Source organism: Piscinibacter sp., assembly GCF_047600445.1.
Classification (GTDB): domain Bacteria; phylum Pseudomonadota; class Gammaproteobacteria; order Burkholderiales; family Burkholderiaceae_C; genus Piscinibacter.
In genome coordinates this window covers 2,756,932-2,772,404 of record NZ_JASGKT010000002.1, presented here as the reverse complement: position 1 = coordinate 2,772,404, position 15,473 = coordinate 2,756,932, and the positions used below count along the sequence as shown (strand labels likewise).

At 71.6% G+C, this 15,473-nt stretch carries 13 protein-coding genes; 7 read left to right on the top strand and 6 right to left on the bottom strand.

Translation table 11 applies throughout. The features are described from left to right. Positions 1-53 precede the first annotated feature (53 nt). The 7 genes from QM792_RS17115 to QM792_RS17085 all read left to right on the top strand — a co-directional run bounded on the left by QM792_RS17115 (position 54) and on the right by QM792_RS17085 (position 6,999). Positions 54-812, top strand: coding sequence for a GntR family transcriptional regulator (locus QM792_RS17115; protein WP_415151309.1), 759 nt, complete (start codon positions 54-56; stop codon positions 810-812). Between the two features lie 317 nt (positions 813-1,129). Continuing rightward, positions 1,130-1,984 (top strand): transporter substrate-binding domain-containing protein, encoded by an 855-nt coding sequence (locus QM792_RS17110; protein ID WP_415151308.1) that lies wholly within the window; start codon positions 1,130-1,132, stop codon positions 1,982-1,984. Between the two features lie 22 nt (positions 1,985-2,006). Beyond that, complete coding sequence (locus tag QM792_RS17105) at positions 2,007-2,660, top strand: amino acid ABC transporter permease (protein WP_415151307.1); 654 nt, start codon at positions 2,007-2,009, stop codon at positions 2,658-2,660. A 7-nt stretch (positions 2,661-2,667) separates the two neighbouring features. Then, on the top strand, positions 2,668-3,480 hold the full coding sequence (locus QM792_RS17100; RefSeq protein WP_415151306.1) for an amino acid ABC transporter ATP-binding protein: 813 nt from the start codon (positions 2,668-2,670) through the stop codon (positions 3,478-3,480). After that, on the top strand, positions 3,477-3,965 hold the full coding sequence (locus QM792_RS17095) for a RidA family protein (RefSeq protein ID WP_415151305.1): 489 nt from the start codon (positions 3,477-3,479) through the stop codon (positions 3,963-3,965). Before QM792_RS17100 ends, QM792_RS17095 begins: the two co-directional genes overlap by 4 nt. Further along, a complete protein-coding gene (locus QM792_RS17090; protein ID WP_415151304.1) occupies positions 3,962-5,476 on the top strand; it encodes an amidohydrolase family protein in 1,515 nt (504 codons plus the stop codon). The genes QM792_RS17095 and QM792_RS17090 overlap by 4 nt, the downstream gene beginning before the upstream one ends. Then, the gene (locus QM792_RS17085) at positions 5,473-6,999 is read left to right on the top strand and encodes an amidohydrolase family protein (RefSeq protein WP_415151303.1); all 1,527 of its coding nucleotides are present in this window, start codon (positions 5,473-5,475) and stop codon (positions 6,997-6,999) included. Before QM792_RS17090 ends, QM792_RS17085 begins: the two co-directional genes overlap by 4 nt. A 268-nt stretch (positions 7,000-7,267) precedes the next feature. On the opposite strand, the gene cobA is transcribed toward QM792_RS17085, so the two are convergent. Genes cobA through ntrB form a run of 6 tightly spaced genes read right to left on the bottom strand, consistent with a single transcriptional unit; the run spans position 7,268 to position 15,463 of the window. Further along, complete coding sequence (gene cobA, locus QM792_RS17080) at positions 7,268-8,050, bottom strand: uroporphyrinogen-III C-methyltransferase (protein ID WP_415151302.1); 783 nt, start codon at positions 8,048-8,050, stop codon at positions 7,268-7,270. Beyond that, positions 8,047-10,887 (bottom strand): molybdopterin-dependent oxidoreductase, encoded by a 2,841-nt coding sequence (locus QM792_RS17075; protein ID WP_415151301.1) that lies wholly within the window; start codon positions 10,885-10,887, stop codon positions 8,047-8,049. The genes cobA and QM792_RS17075 overlap by 4 nt, the downstream gene beginning before the upstream one ends. A gap of 7 nt (positions 10,888-10,894) precedes the next feature. Next, a complete protein-coding gene (gene nirD, locus QM792_RS17070; protein ID WP_415151652.1) occupies positions 10,895-11,275 on the bottom strand; it encodes a nitrite reductase small subunit NirD in 381 nt (126 codons plus the stop codon). 17 nt (positions 11,276-11,292) lie between these two features. Continuing rightward, complete coding sequence (nirB, locus tag QM792_RS17065; protein ID WP_415151300.1) at positions 11,293-13,752, bottom strand: nitrite reductase large subunit NirB; 2,460 nt, start codon at positions 13,750-13,752, stop codon at positions 11,293-11,295. Further along, on the bottom strand, positions 13,749-14,549 hold the full coding sequence (locus QM792_RS17060; RefSeq protein ID WP_415151299.1) for an ABC transporter ATP-binding protein: 801 nt from the start codon (positions 14,547-14,549) through the stop codon (positions 13,749-13,751). The genes nirB and QM792_RS17060 overlap by 4 nt, the downstream gene beginning before the upstream one ends. Next, a complete protein-coding gene (ntrB, locus tag QM792_RS17055) occupies positions 14,546-15,463 on the bottom strand; it encodes a nitrate ABC transporter permease (protein WP_415151298.1) in 918 nt (305 codons plus the stop codon). The genes QM792_RS17060 and ntrB overlap by 4 nt, the downstream gene beginning before the upstream one ends. Between the last annotated feature and the right edge of the window lie 10 nt (positions 15,464-15,473).

Below are 15,473 nucleotides of genomic sequence, written 5' to 3'. Positions count from 1 at the left end.
TCCACCTACAATTTCGACCACGTTCCCGCCAACGACTGTCGACACCGCAGCGCATGCCCGTCAACAAAATCCACCCGAAGCCAGCCTCGGCCGCGCCTGCCCGCAAGGCGAAGCCGCCCATCACCGGCCCGGTCACCCAGGGCGTGGTGCTGCGCACCGCCATCTACGACCGCATCCTGCAGGCGGTGCTCGAACACCGCCTGCCGCCGGCCACCAAGCTCGTCGAGGACAAGCTGGCCGCACTGTTCAGCACCAGCCGAGCGCAGGTTCGCGACGTGCTGGCCCGCCTGGCCGACGAAGGCGTGGTCACCACCATTCCGAACCGCGGCGCCTTCATCGCGAGCCCGAGCCCGGAAGAGACGCGCGAGGTGTTCGAGGCGCGGCGCCTGATCGAACCGGCGCTGGTGCGCTGGTTGATTGCCAGGCGCGACCCCGCGGCGATCGCCGATCTCCGCCGCGTGATCGCGGAAGAAGAAGCGGCCCGCGCCCGGCAGGACCGGCCGACGATGGTGCGCCTGTCGGGTGAGTTCCACATCCGCCTTGCCGAGCATGCCGGCAACCGCATGCTGGAGCGCAGCATGCGTGCGCTGGCCACGCTCACGTGCCTCTCGATCTTCCTGTACGACGCCCCGCATGCGACCGCCTGCCGTGAAGACGAGCACGAGGTGCTGCTCAACGCCATCGAGCGCCGCCGCGCCGACCGGGCGGCGCAACTGGTACTGGAGCACCTGAACCACATCGAGGCGTCGCTCGACCTGAGGCCGCAGCGCGACATCCCGGTCGATCTGGCGCAGGCCCTCCAGGCGCGCTGAGGGCTTGCGGTCGGGTGTCGGGGCAGGCATGCGCCGGGTGGCGCAAGCTTCATGCCAGTGTCGGCTGGTCAATCGTTGATTGTCGACAATATAGACCTGTCAAGTCGACACCGAAAGCCGTCGCTTGCGCGCGCAAGGTGCAGCAGGGCTCCTTCGCGGCGCGCGATGCACCAGCTTGGAGGGTGATGCCTCATATTGTCGACAAAACATCATGAAATTGCCGTCAGTGATTTGAAAACCGATGGCATGGTTCTTGATCTCCCCGGGGCGAGCGGCGCATGTCCATGCCGCCGCACCGCCCACTCCAGGAGAACGCCATGCCTTTCGAACACACCCCCCGACGCCGCGCCCTGAAGCTCCTCGCTGCGGCCGGCGCGGCCGCCGCTCTCGGCTGGGCCGCGCCCGCTTGCGCCGCCGATGGCTCTCTCGACAGGATCCGCGCCGCCGGCGTGATCAAGATCGGCGTCGAAGGCACCTTCCCGCCGTTCAGCTATCGACAAGGCGGTGAACTGATCGGCTACGACGTCGACCTCGCCGCCATCGTGTTCAAGAAGCTGGGTGTGAAGGTGCAGTTCGTCGACACCCAGTGGTCGGGCGTGGTGCTGGCGCTGCTGTCGGGCCGCTTCGACATCATCATGAGTTCGCTCTCGTACACCAAGGAGCGCATGGAGAAGGTCGCCTACTCCATCCCCTACGCCGACTCGTCGCTGGCCTTGCTGGTGCGCAGCGGCGATGCCGCCAAGATCAAGTCGCTCGACGACCTCTCGGGCCTCACGCTGGGCCTGAAGGCCGGCACGCCGGAAGAAGTGGAGAGTTCCAACTTCAACAAGAAGGTGGCCGCCGCGCGTGGCGCCGGCTTCAAGAGCGTGAAGACCTTCGATGCCGATCCGCCGGCGTACCTGGCGTTGTCGCAAGGCAGCGTCGACGGCGTCATCAGCAACATGACCAACCTCGGCATGGTGCTGAAGCAGGCGCCCGGCAAGTACGCGCTGGTCCAGAACATCGCCGGCAACAGCTACGCCGGCATCGGCATCCGCAAGGAAGACAACGACCTGCGTGCCTACATCGATGCGGAGATCAAGGCCGCGGCGGCGAGCGGCCAGATGGCCGCGTTGCAGGAGAAGTGGTTCGGGCTGAAGTTCCAGCTTCCCGCCGCCGTGCCCTCGCTGTGACGGCCGGACGAGGCGCATTGCGTTGAACTTCGACTGGAACATCGTCGCCGTCGCGATCCCCGAACTGGCCAAGGCCTCGGTGGTGACCCTCCAGGTCGCCGTGCTGGCGGGTGCGGCCGAGATCGCGCTGGGCGTGCTGCTGGGGCTGCTGTCGCTGTCGCCCTCGGCCGGTGTGCGGCGCCCGATCCAGGCGTATGTCGACGTGGTGCGCGGCACGCCGCTGCTGGTGCAGATCTTCTTCGTGTTCTTCGTGCTGCCGACGATGGGGTTGAACCTGCCGGAGTTCTGGGCCGGCGTGGTGGCCCTCGCGCTGAACGGCGCGGCGTTCATCTCCGAGACCGTGCGGGGTGCCGTGGGCGCGGTCGAGCGCGGGCAGGCCGAGGCGGCGCGCTCCATCGGCATGGGCAACCGGCAGATCCTGTGGTGGATCCTGCTGCCCCAGGCGCTGCGCCAGATCGTGCCGCCGGCCACCAACGAGCTCATCAACCTCACCAAGAACACCTCGTTGCTGTCGGCCATCTCGGTCTTCGAGCTGACCCGCTCGGCGCAGTCGCTGGTGTCTATCCACTTCGCGCCGCTCGAGATCTACCTGCTGCTCGGCCTGTACTACTACCTCATCGTCAAGGTGCTGACGATGGCCTCGCGGCAGCTCGAATTGCGGCTGCCCCGCTGGTGACATCGCCATGAATGCCCTCGATCCCCTGCCCATGCTGCTCGCCGAGGGGCTGCGCAAGTCGTTCGGCGCCACCGAGGTGCTCAGCGGAGTCGACCTGGTCGTGCCGCGCTCGGCCACGGTGGTGCTGATCGGCGCCTCGGGTTCCGGCAAGACCACGCTGCTGCGCTGCCTGAACCATCTCGAGACGCCGAGCGCCGGCGTGGTTTGGCTCGACGGTGAAACGCTGGGCGGCAGCTACGTGGGCACGGCGGGCGCGTGGGTGCCGGCGCCCGAGGCGCAGATCTCCCGCCAGCGCGCGCAGATCGGCTTCGTATTCCAGCGCTTCAATCTCTTCCCGCACCTGTCGACGCTGGACAACGTGGCCATCGGCCCGCGCCGCGTGCTCGGGCTCGGGGCGGCCGAGGCGCGCGAGCGGGCCGCCCGGGCGCTGCAGCGCGTGCACCTCGGCGCCCACCTGCACAAGCGGCCGTCCGATCTCTCGGGCGGGCAGCAGCAACGCGTGGCGATCGCGCGCTCGCTGGCGATGGAGCCCAAGGTCATCCTGTTCGACGAGCCCACGTCCGCGCTGGACCCCGAACTCGTCAACGAAGTGCTCGAGGTGATGCTCGAACTGGCGTCGACCGGCATGACCATGGTGGTGGTCACCCACGAGATGAGCTTCGCCGCAGACGTCGGCACGCAGATCGTCTTCATGTCGGGCGGCCGCGTCTGCGAAGCCGGGCCGCCGGAACGGATCTTCCACAACCCCGAACGCGAGGAGACGAGGCAATTCCTGCGCTTCTTCTCGGGCCGTTCTCGTTCACCGCGCGCCTCGCCATGACGCTTCTCACCGAGACTCCCGAGCAACGGCTTGCCCGGCAAGGCATCGTGGTGTCGCCTTATCGCGAGCCCGGCAGCCGCTACCTGCCCACGGTGCGCAGCGGGCGGCTGCTGTACTTCTCGGGGCAGTTGTCGGCCATGGAATACGACGGCGTGGTCGACGGCATCACGGGCCAGTTGGGCGGCGGCGTCGACGTGGAAACCGGCTGTGCGGCGGCCCGCGCGTGCGCGCTCGGGGTGCTCGGGCGCGCCAAGACGGCGCTCGGCGAACTGTCGCGCGTGCGCCAGATCGTGCGGCTCACCGGCTACATCAACACCACGGGTGCGTTCCGCGATCAGCACAAGGTGCTCGACGGCTGCTCCGACGTGTTCATCCAGGCGTTCGGCGATGCGGGCCGCCACACGCGGCTGGCCATCGGCGTGCCGGGGCTGTCGTTCGACGCGACGGTCGAGATCGATTGCATCTTCGAGGTGGACGACGCATGAAGCCGACGCTGCTCTGCCCTGAATTCGTGCTGCGCGGCCACGACAGCGAGCCCGAGCCGGGCTTGGCGGTGCTGGTGAGCGGCAAGCACATCGCCGCGATCGGCGCCGTGTCGGAATTGCGGGCCGCCGCTGCCGAGCGCATCGATCTGCCCGGGTGCATGCTGATGCCGGGATTCGTCAACGCGCACCAGCACGGGCGCGGCGTGAGCCAGATCCAGCTCGGTTATCCCGATCAACGGCTGGAACTGTGGATGGCGCAGCGGCGCTCGCGCGGCGTTCCCGACATCCGCGCGATCGGCCTGCTGGCGGCCGCCGAGATGCTGCGCAACGGCGTGACCTGCGCCGTGCATGCCGACCTGGCCTATGGCAGCGGCGACTACGAGGCCGAACTGCGGGCCTGCGTGGCGGCCTACGACGAGTCGGGCCTGCGGGCCTGCGTGGCGGTGGGCGTGTGCGACCAGGGCGCCATCGTCTTCCCGCAAGCCATGGAAGCCGAGTTCCTGGCCGGCCTGCCGGCGCACCTGCGCGCGCGTCTCCGCGCCGAGACCGAGCCGCCGTATGCGGCCGACTGGGCCGCCACCTCCGGCCTGATGGACCGGCTGATGGCCGACTACGCCGACCGCGACCGCCTGAGCTGGTGCTACGGCCCATCGGGGCCGCAATGGGTGACCGACGAGTCGTTCCGGCTCGTCGCGGCCGATGCGCGGCGGCGCGGCATCAACCTGCACATCCACGCGATGGAAACCGTGGCGCAGTTCGAGGCCTGCCGCCGCCTCTACCCCGAAGGCATGGTGCGCCACCTGCGGGGGCTGGGCGCGGTGGGGCCGAACACGGTGTTCGCGCACGGCGTGTTCCTCACCGACGACGACCTCGACGTGATCGCCGAGTGCGGCGCCCGGGTCGCCACCAACCCGGGTTCCAACCTTCGCCTGTGCGACGGCACCGCGCGTGTGCACGAGATGATGGCCCGTGGCATCCGGGTGGGCGTGGGCAGCGACAACTCCACGCTGATGGACGACGAAGACCTGCTCAGCGAGGCTCGCGTGGCCTCGCGCCTGGTGGGCCGGCGCAACTGGGAGACGCCCGCCCGCGCCAGCGCGCGCCAGACGATCGAGATGCTGACCACCGGCGGCGCCGCCATCGCGGGATTCGACGGCCGCATCGGCCGGCTGGCCAGCGGCTGGTGCGCCGACCTGGTGGCCCTGTCTCTCGACACCGCGCGCGGCGTCTACCTCGATGCCGACATGCCGCTGCTCGAGGCGGTGGTGGCTCGCAGCCGCGGCAGCGATGTGCGGCTCACGATGGTGGCGGGCCAGGTGCTCTACCGGGACGGGCACTTCACGCGCATCGATCTGGCGCGCGTGCGCCGCGATGCGGCCGCCGCGGCGCGGCGCGCGCGGCTCCCGGACGATGCCGCCGATATCGCCATCACCCACGAGCTGAAGCCTTACCTCGCCCGCTTCTACAGCGATCTCACGCGCGACACGCGCTTCCCGGACATGCTGTCATGACCGACTCGACGAACGCTTCCAACGGCGCCACGCTGCTGCGCGGCGCATGCGCCCTGCTGGGCGACGAACTGGCCTTCGATGGCCGTCCGCTCGACGTGCTGATCGACGCAGGTGTCATCCGCGCGATCGAACCCGCCGGCACGGTTGCGCAGGCGGCGCGGACCATCGAGCTGCCCCGGCGACTGCTGGCGCCCGGCCTGATCAACGGCCACCAGCATTCGCACGAGCACTTCCAGCGAGGGCGCACCGAGAACCTCCCGCTGGAACTGTGGCAACACCTGGTGCGCGGCCGCATGCCGCTGAAGCTGACACCCCGCCAGGCTTACCTGCGTGCGCAGATCGGCGCCATCGAGGCGCTGCGCACCGGCTGCACCACGCTGGTCGACGACCTGGCGCTGGGTGCCGCCATCGATCGCGAGCTGGTCGACGCCGTGCTGCAGGCCTACGACGACAGCGGCGTGCGCGCGCTGCTCGGCTTCGCGATGATGGACAAGCCGATGGTCGACAACTTTCCCTTCGTCGACCAGTTGCTGCCGGCGCCGCTGGCCGAAAGCCTGCGTGCCGCGCCGCGTCCGGGCGCCGATGAGTTCGTCGCGCTGATGCGCAGCCTCGCGCCGGGCCGCAACCCCCGCGAGCGGCGCGTCGGCGTGCTGGTATCGGCCTCGGCGCCGCAGCGTTGCAGCGATGGTTTCCTGATGCGCCTGCGCGGCCTGGCCGACGAACTGGCGCTGCCCGTCATCACCCATGTGCAGGAGACGCGCATGCAGGTGGTCACCGGATTGCAGTTCTACGGCACGCCCATCGTCGAGCACCTGGCGAAGATCGGCTTCCTGAAGCCCGCCACCAGCCTGATCCACGCCGTGTGGCTCAATCCGCGCGAGATCGCGGCGCTCGCGGAGACGGGCGCCACGGCTCAGCACAACCCCTGGAGCAATCTGCTGCTGGGTTCGGGCGTGCAGCCGGTGCGAGAACTGCTGGATGCGGGCGTCAACGTGAGCCTGGGTTCCGATGGCTCGTGCTCCACGGTCACCACCAACATGCTGCAGGTGGTGGGCACGGCCGCCGGCCTGTCCAAGCTGCGAGGCCACGCTGGCGCACGCTGGCTCTCGGCGCGCGAGGCCTGGCAGGCCGGCACGCTCGCCGGCGGGCGGGCGCTGGGCTTCGGCGACACGCTGGGCAGCCTGAAGGTGGGCGCGCGCGCCGATCTGGTGGGCTACCGGCTCGACAGCGTGAGCTTCACCCCGCTCAACGATCCGCTGCGCCAACTGGTCTATGCCGAGCGGGGCGCGGGGGTCGATTTCTCGATGGTCGACGGTCAGGTGGCGATGCAGGCTGGCCGGCTCACGCGCATCGACGAGGCCGCGCTGCTGGAAGAGATCGCCACCGAGTTCCACGGCCTGGCCGGGCGCTATGCCGAGGCCGAGGCCGATGCAGCGCCGGTGATCGCCGCAGTCGAGGCCATCTACCGCCGCTCGCTGGCGTTGCCGATTCCGGCCGACACGTTCGAGGCGCGGTTGCCGTGAAGCCGCCGTGACGGCCATGCCGCAACCGATGCATCGCTGGACCGCGCGCGAATGCGCCGTTCGCGTGAATGCCCGCGAGCACGGCGCGGTCGAGGTGGCGCGCTACTTCGTCGATCGTGTGCGGGGCCTCAACCCGGGGCTCAACGCCATCGTGCAGTTCGATGCCGAAGCAGTGCTTGCCGAAGCGCAACAGGTGGATCGGCGCCGGTGCGGCAGCCGCTCTATGGCCCATCCTCGCGGACCTGAGCGCGGCCCAGGCGCGCGAGGGTCACCCGCCGGACGCGGCCCTCGGCGCCGCGCCGGCCGCCGCCAGCCCCCGCAGCACGTCGCCCAGCACGATCACGGCCGGGCTGCCCAGGCCGGCCGCGGCGAGGTCGTCGGCCAGGGTGCGCAGCGTGCTCAGCAGTTGCCGCTGCCGCGGCAGGCTGGCGTGCTGCACCACGGCCGCCGGGGTGTCGGGCGGCAGGCCGCCGGCCAGCAACTGCCGCTGGATGTGCGCCGCGCCGGCCACGCCCATGTAGATCACCAGCGTGAGCCGCGCCGCGTGCGCGGCGGCGGCCAGCGCGCGCCAGTCGGTGGGGTCGTGCGCCGCGCCGCTGCCGGCCTTGGCGTGGCCGGTGACCAGCATCACGCCCTGCGCATGGTCGCGGTGCGTCAGCGGCACGCCCAGCGCGCTGGCGGCCGACAGCGCGGCGGTGATGCCGCTGACCACGTTGCAGGCGATGCCGGCGGCGCGCAGGCGCTCCACCTCCTCGCCGCCGCGGCCGAACACGAAGGGGTCACCGCCCTTGAGTCGCACGACGTGTTCGCCCGCGCGCGCGGCCGCGATCATCAGCGCCTCGATGAAGGCCTGCGGCGTGCTGCGGCAGCCGCCGCGCTTGCCGACGCGCACGATGCGCGCGCCGGGCCGGGCGTGCACGAGCACGCCCTCGTCCACCAGATCATCCACCAGCAGCACGCTGGCCGCGGCGATGGCCTTGACGGCCTTGAGCGTGAGCAGCTCGGGGTCGCCCGGGCCGGCGCCGACCAGCGTGCAGTGGCCTTGTGTCATGGTTCGAGGGTGATGGTCGTGGTCGTGGACTCGGCGATGGCTTCGGCCGGCGCCGCCGCGCGCACCATGCGCCGCAGCTCGGGCAGGCAGGAGCCGCAGTTCGTGCCGCAGCGCAGCGTGCGTTGCAGCGCGGCCAGGCGCGCGGCGTCGTCGCCGGCGCAGTGCGCCAGCCGTTCGGCGATCGCCGCTTCGCCGACGCCGAAGCAACTGCACACCGTCCTGCCGCGCGCCGCGATGCCGGCCGGCGCATCGGGCTGCGGCGACAGCAGCCGCGCGCCGAAGGCCTGCGCCGGCAACTGGTCTTGCAGCAGCGCGCGTATCCAGCCTTCGGCGCGCGTGTCGCCGGCCAGCAGCAGCCCGGTGACGTGCGCGTGGACGCCGTCGCGCCGCAGCCGCACCGCGCGGCGCTGGCCGCGGCGCGGGTCGGCGTAGCGCAGCGTGTCGGCGCCGTCCAGGCCCAGCAGCGACTCGATCTGCGCCAGCAGCGCGTCGGGCGGCGCCTCGGCCGCGGCGGCGCGCAGCATCACGCCGGCCGGCGCGTCGGCGGCCTGCTGCAAGGCGCCGCCGGCGGCGAAGGGCACGCAGCTCGCGAACGGCAGCGCCTCGGCCAGCCGGCGCAGCCGCTCGCGCAGCGCCAGCGCCTCGCCGGGCGGCAGCCAGGCCATCGCCAGCAGCGGCCAGGGCAGTTCGGCGCGCTCGACGCGCACCGCCGCGTGCTTCAGTTCGGGCTGGTGCGAGATGGGGCAGCACACCGGCGTCGTCAGCGCGTTGACGCCGGCGCCCGGCTCGCCGTCCGGGCCGCGGCCGGCCAGCACCTCGGCGCCCCAGTGCATCGCGACGAAGACCTGGCAGGGGCCCAGCTCGGCGCCGGCCGCCAGCGGCAGCACGACGCTGCCGCGCCGCGACGTGACGCGCACCAGCTCGCCTTCGCGCCAGCCGCGGCGCGCGATGTCCCGCGGGTGCATCTGCACCACCGGCTCCGGCGCGTGGCCGAACAGCCGGCCCAGCGTGCCGGTGCGGCTCATGCCGTGCCACTGGTCGCGCAGCCGGCCGGTCAGCAGCGCGAACGGGAAGCGCGCGTCGCGTTCTTCGGCCACCGGCCGGTACGGCGCCGCGACGAAGCGCGCGCGGCCGTCGGGCGTGGCGAAGCGGCCGTCTTCGTACAGCCGCGCGCGGCCGCGCGTCGCGCCTTCGGGCAGCGGCCATTGCTGCGGCGCCTGCTCGAGCCGCGCGTAGCTCAGGCCGGTGATGTCCAGGTCGCGCCCGCGCGTGGTCTCGCGGTGTTCGTTCCACACCGATTCCGCGTCGGCGTAGGGGAACAGCGTGCCGCCGTCGCCGCGGCGCGACCCCAGCCGCGCTTCGAGCCGGCGCCCCAGGTCGCGTGCGATGCGCCAGTCGGCGCGCGCCTCGCCCGGCGCCGGCACGGCGGGGCGCACGCGCGAGATGCGGCGCTCGCTGTTGGTCACGGTGCCGTTCTTCTCGCCCCAGGTGGCGGCCGGCAGCAGCAGGTCGGCAAAAGCGCAGGTGGCGGTGCTCGCGAAGGCTTCCTGCACGACGACGAACTCGGCGCGTTGCAGCGCGCGGCGCACCGTCGCCTGGTCGGGCAGCGACTGGGCCGGGTTGGTGCAGGCGATCCACAGCGCCTTGATCTCGCCGTCGGCCGCGGCGCGGAACATCTCGACGGCGCTCTTGCCCGGCCGCGCCGGCACGTCGGGCACACCCCACAGCGCGGCGACCTCGGCGCGGTGCCGCGGGTCGGCCAGCTCGCGGTGCGCCGGCAGCAGGTTGGCCAGGCCGCCCACCTCGCGCCCGCCCATCGCGTTGGGCTGGCCGGTCAGCGAGAACGGCCCCGCGCCGGGCCGCCCGATCTGCGCGGTGGCCAGGTGCAGGTTGATCAGCGCCGTGTTCTTGTCGGTGCCGCTGGACGACTGGTTCAGCCCCATGCAGTACAGGCTCAGCGTGGCCGGCGAGGTCGCGAACAGGCGCGCGGCGTGCAGCAGCTCGGCCTGCGCGATGCCGCAGGCCTGCGCCACGCGCGCGGGCGTGCAGTCGCGCACGACGGCCTTCAGCGCGTCGAAGCCGTGCGTGTGCGCGGCGATGTAGTCGGGCCGCGTCCAGCCCTCCCACAGCATCAGGTGCAGCATGCCGTGGAACAGCAGCACGTCGGTGCCGGGCTGGATGGCCAGGTGCAGGTCGGCGATCTCGCAGGTGTCGGTGCGGCGCGGGTCGACGACGACGATTTTCAGCGCCGGGTTGGCGCGCCGCGCGTCCTCGATGCGGCGGAACAGGATGGGGTGGGCCCAGGCGGTGTTGCTGCCGGCGATGAACAGGCAGTGCGCGCGGGCGATGTCCTCGTAGCAGGCCGGCGGCGCGTCGGCGCCCAGCGTGGCCTTGTAGCCGGCGACCGCGCTGCTCATGCACAGCCGCGAGTTAGTGTCGAGGTTGTTGGTGCCCAGCAGCCCCTTGGCGAGCTTGTTGAAGACGTAGTAGTCCTCGGTGAGCAACTGGCCCGAGAGGTAGAAGCCCACGGCGTCGGGCCCGTGTTCGCGCACGACGGCGGCGAAGCGCCCGGCCGCTTCGTCGAGCGCCGCGTCCCAGGCGATGCGCTGCGGCTCGGCGCCGCGCGCCGGCCGCCGCTGCGGGAACAGCAGCCGCGCCTGCGCCGTGACCTCGGGCGCGGCCGTCAGGTGCAGCGTCGAGCCCTTGGTGCACAGGCGGCCGGCGTTGGCCGGGTGATCGGGGTCGCCGCGCACGCCGGTGATGCGTTCGCCCTCGCTCTCGATCACGACGCCGCAGCCGACGCCGCAGTACGGGCAGGTCGAGCGGGTCTCGGCCATCGCGCCCTCAAGCCCTCCCGGCGGCGCAGGGGCCGGCCGCGGGGCGCCGCAGCTCGGTGGCGTGCGAGGCCAGCTCGTGCGCGTCCAGGTGCACCACGCCGCCTTCGACCTTGACCGCGAAGCGCGGCGTGCAGCCCTCGTCGGGCGCCGCGGCGCGGCCGTCGGCCAGCGCGATCATCCAGTTGTGCAGCGGGCAGGCGACCTGCGCGCCGAAGACGATGCCCTGCGACAGCGGGCCGCCCTTGTGCGGGCAGCGGTCCAGCAGCGCGAACACCTCGTCGGCGGCGGTGCGGAACACGGCCACGTCCAGCCCGGCGGCGCGCGCCACGCGGCGCGCGCCGAGGCGGGGAATGTCGTCGAGGCGGCAGATCGGGGTCCAGTCGGCCATCATCTTGCGCGGCTCCTTCACGACACGGGCAGCGGCGCGAACTGCCGCAGATCGACCTGGGCCTGCGTCGAGGCGAGCCAGGGGTCGGGCTGGCCGTCCAGCGCGAGCTGCAGCCGCTCCCACAGCGCGCGGCGGCCCGCGGCGTCGTCGACGATGCGCTTCTTCACGTGGTCCAGCCCGACGCGCGCGATGTAGTGCACCGTGCGCTCCAGGTACCAGCCCTCGCCGCGGTACAGCTCGAGGAAGGCGCCGGCGTACTCCAGCACCTCCTCGGCGGTCTTCACCTTGACGAGGAACTGCGCCACCTCGGTCTTGATGCCGCCGTTGCCGCCGACGTAGATCTCCCAGCCCGAATCGACGCCGATCACGCCCACGTCCTTGATGCCGGCTTCCGCGCAGTTGCGCGGGCAGCCGCTGACGGCCAGCTTGACCTTATGCGGCGAGTACATCGCCCACAGCGCCTTCTCCAGCGCGATGCCCATGTTGGTGCTGTCCTGCGTGCCGAAGCGGCACCACTCGCTGCCGACGCAGGTCTTCACGGTGCGCGTGGACTTGCCGTAGGCGAAGCCGCTGGGCATGTCCAGCTCGGCCCAGACGGCCTGCAGGTCTTCCTTGCGCACGCCCAGCAGGTCGATGCGCTGGCCGCCGGTCACCTTGACGGTGGGCACCTTGTACTTCTCGGCCACGTCGGCGATGCGGCGCAGCGCCGCCGGCGTGGTCGTGCCGCCCCACATGCGCGGCACCACCGAGTAGGTGCCGTCCTTCTGGATGTTGGCGTGGCTGCGCTCGTTGATGAAGCGGCTCTGCGGGTCGTCCCGGGCCTCCTGGGGCCAGGTGCTGATCAGGTAGTAGTTGATCGCCGGTCGGCAGCTCGCGCAGCCGTCGGGCGTGCGCCAGCCGAGCTGGCGGTACACCTCGGCGTGCGTCAGCAGCCGCTGTTCGCGGATCGCGTCGCGCACGTCCTGGTGGCTGGCGTCGGTGCAGCCGCACAGCGCCTTGCGCTGGGGCGTGGCCGAGTAGTCGCCGCCGGCGGCGAACATCAGCAACTGCTCGACCAGGCCGGTGCACGAGCCGCAGCTCGCGCTGGCCTTGGTGTGCTTGCGCACCTCCTCGATCGTGAACAGGCCCTTGTCGCGGATCGCCTTGCAGATCGTGCCCTTGCTCACGCCGTTGCAGCCGCAGACCTCGGCCTCGTCGGGCATCGCGGCGGCCTTGTCGTGGCCCTCGTGGCCGGTGTCGCCGATGTTCGATTCGCCGAACATCAGCTTGTCGCGGATGTCGGCGACGCTGCGGCCCTCGCGCAGCAGCTTGAAGTACCAGCTTCCGTCGACGGTGTCGCCGTACAGGCAGGCGCCGACCAGCCGGTCGCCGCGGATCACCAGCTTCTTGTAGACGCCGCCGACCGGGTCGCTGAGCACGATCTCCTCGCTGTCGCCGCCGCCCATGAAGTCACCGGCCGAGAACAGGTCGATGCCGGTGACCTTCAGCTTGGTCGAGATGACCGAGCCCTGGTAGCGCCCGATGCCGAATTGCGCCAGGTGGTTGGCCACCACCTTGCCCTGCTCGAACAGCGGCGCCACCAGGCCGTAGGCGACGCCGCGGTGCTGCGCGCACTCGCCCACCGCGTAGACGCGCGGGTCGGTCACGGTCTGCAAGGTGTCGTTGACGACGATGCCGCGCTCGCAGTGCAGCCGCGCCTGCCGCGCCAGCGCGATGTCGGGGCGGATGCCGACGGCCATCACCACCAGGTCGGCGGGCAGCTCGCGGCCGTCCTGGAAGCGGATCGCGCGCACCCGCTGCGGCGCGCCGTCGCCGGCGGCGCCCAGCAGGGCCTGCGTCTGCGCCTCGAGTTCGAACTTCAGCCCGCGCGCGGCCAGCGAGCGGCGCAGCAGCCCGGCGGCGACCGAGTCGAGCTGGCGCTCCATCAGCCAGGCGCTGGCGTGCACGACGGTCACGTCCATGCCGCGCAGCGCGAGGCCGTTGGCCGCCTCCAGCCCGAGCAGGCCGCCGCCGATCACCACCGCGTGCCGGTAGGCCTTCGCCGCCTCGATCATCGCCTGCGTGTCGGCGATGTCGCGGTAGGCGATCACGCCGGGCAGCTCGGCCCCGGGCACCGGCAGCATGAAGGGCCGGGAGCCGGTGGCCAGCAGCAGGCGGTCGTAGCCGGCCTCGACGACGCCGCCGTCGGCGCCGCGGGCGCGCACGACGCGGCGCACGCGGTCGACCTCGGTGACCCGGCTGCCGAGGTGCAGCGTGATGCCGTGCTCGTCGTACCAGGCCAGCGGGTTGAGCACGATCTGCTCGAGGGTCTGCTCGCCGGCCAGCACCGGCGACAGCAGGATGCGGTTGTAGTTCGGGTGCGGCTCGGCCCCGAAGACGGTGATGTCGTACAGGTCGGGTGCGAGCTGCAGCAGCTCCTCGACCGCGCGGATGCCGGCCATGCCGTTGCCGACGACGACGAGTTTCATCTTCTTCATGCGGCCTTCTCGACGTGTGCCTGGCGCGTGTAGAGGAAGTCGATCACCGCCTTGCGGTACTGCAGGTACTGCCGGTCCTCGGCGAGTTCGACGCGGTGGCGCGGGCGCGGCAGGCGCACCGGCAGCACCTCGCCGATGGTCGCCGCCGGGCCGTTGGTCATCATCACGATGCGGTCCGACAGCAGCACCGCCTCGTCGACGTCGTGCGTGACCATCACGACCGTGCTCCTGGTCTGCTGCACGATGGCCAGCAGCTCGTCCTGCAGCTTGGCGCGCGTCAGCGCGTCGAGCGCGCCGAAGGGCTCGTCCATCAGCAGCACCTGCGGCTGCATCGCGAGCGCGCGGGCGATGCCCACGCGCTGCTTCATGCCGCCGGAGATCTCGCCCGGGCGCTTCTGCGCCGCGTGGCCCAGGCCGACCAATGCCAGCGCCTCGTCGGTGCGCTGCTTGAGCTGCGCCTTGCGCTCGCCGCGGCCGAACACGCGCTCGACGCCGAGGTACACGTTCTCGAAGCAGGTCAGCCAGGGCAGCAGCGAGTGGTTCTGGAACACCACCGCGCGGTCCGGGCCGGGGCCGGCGATCTCGCGGTTGGCGGCCAGCAGCACGCCCTGGGTCGGCCGCGTCAGGCCGGCGATCAGGTTCAGCAGCGTGCTCTTGCCGCAGCCCGAGTGGCCGATCAGCGAGACGAACTCGCCCTGCGCGATGTCGAGGTCGATGTCGCGCAGCGCGACGAAGCGGCCCTGGGGTGTCTTGAACGCCTGCTCGACGCCCTGGACCCGGATGAAGCGCTCGGTCATGATTTCACCTCCTCGAAGGTGAACGCGCTCGCCAGCTTCACCAGCACCCCTTCGAGCACCAGCCCGACGATGCCGATGACGAAGATCGCGATGATGATGTTGCCGACGTTGAGGTTGTTCCACTCGTCCCAGACCCAGAAGCCGATGCCGACGCCGCCGGTCAGCATCTCGGCCGCGACGATCACCAGCCAGGCCGTGCCCACCGCCAGCCGCACGCCGGTCAGCATGTAGGGCAGCACCGCGGGCAGCAGGATCTTCGTGACGATCTTCCATTCGGACAGGTCGAGCACGCGCGCGACGTTCATGTAGTCCTGCGGCACGCGCTGCACGCCGACCGCGGTGTTGATGACCATCGGCCAGATCGAGCAGATGAAGATGGTCCAGATCGCCGCCGGGTTGGCGCCCTTGAAGACCAGCAGGCCGATCGGCAGCCAGGCCAGCGGCGAGACCGGGCGCAGCAGGCTGATCAGCGGGCTGAACATGCGGTTCAGGAACTCGAAGCGCCCGATCGCGAAGCCGGCGGGAATGCCCACCAGCGCCGCCAGCCCGAAGCCCAGGCCCACGCGCTGCAGCGAGCTGAGCACGTTCCAGCCCACGCCCTGGTCGTTGGGGCCGTTGCGGTAGAACGGGTGGCTGAACACCTCCAGCGCCTGCTGCCAGGTGGCGGCGGGGCCGGGGAAGCCGCCGGCGACGCCCTTGGCCACCAGCTCCCAGGCCAGCAGCAGCAGGCCGAAGCCCAGCAGCGGCGGCAGCACGCGCAGCCACAGGACGCTGAAGTCGCGCGGCGCGCGCGGCGCGGCGGTGGCCGCCGGGGCGGCTGGGGAAGCGGTGTTCACGTGGACGGGGGTGTTCACGGTTGAGGGCGCGGCCGGCGGACCGGCCTCGATGCGGGTGTGGAAGACGGCGGCAACCATGGCGCGGCTC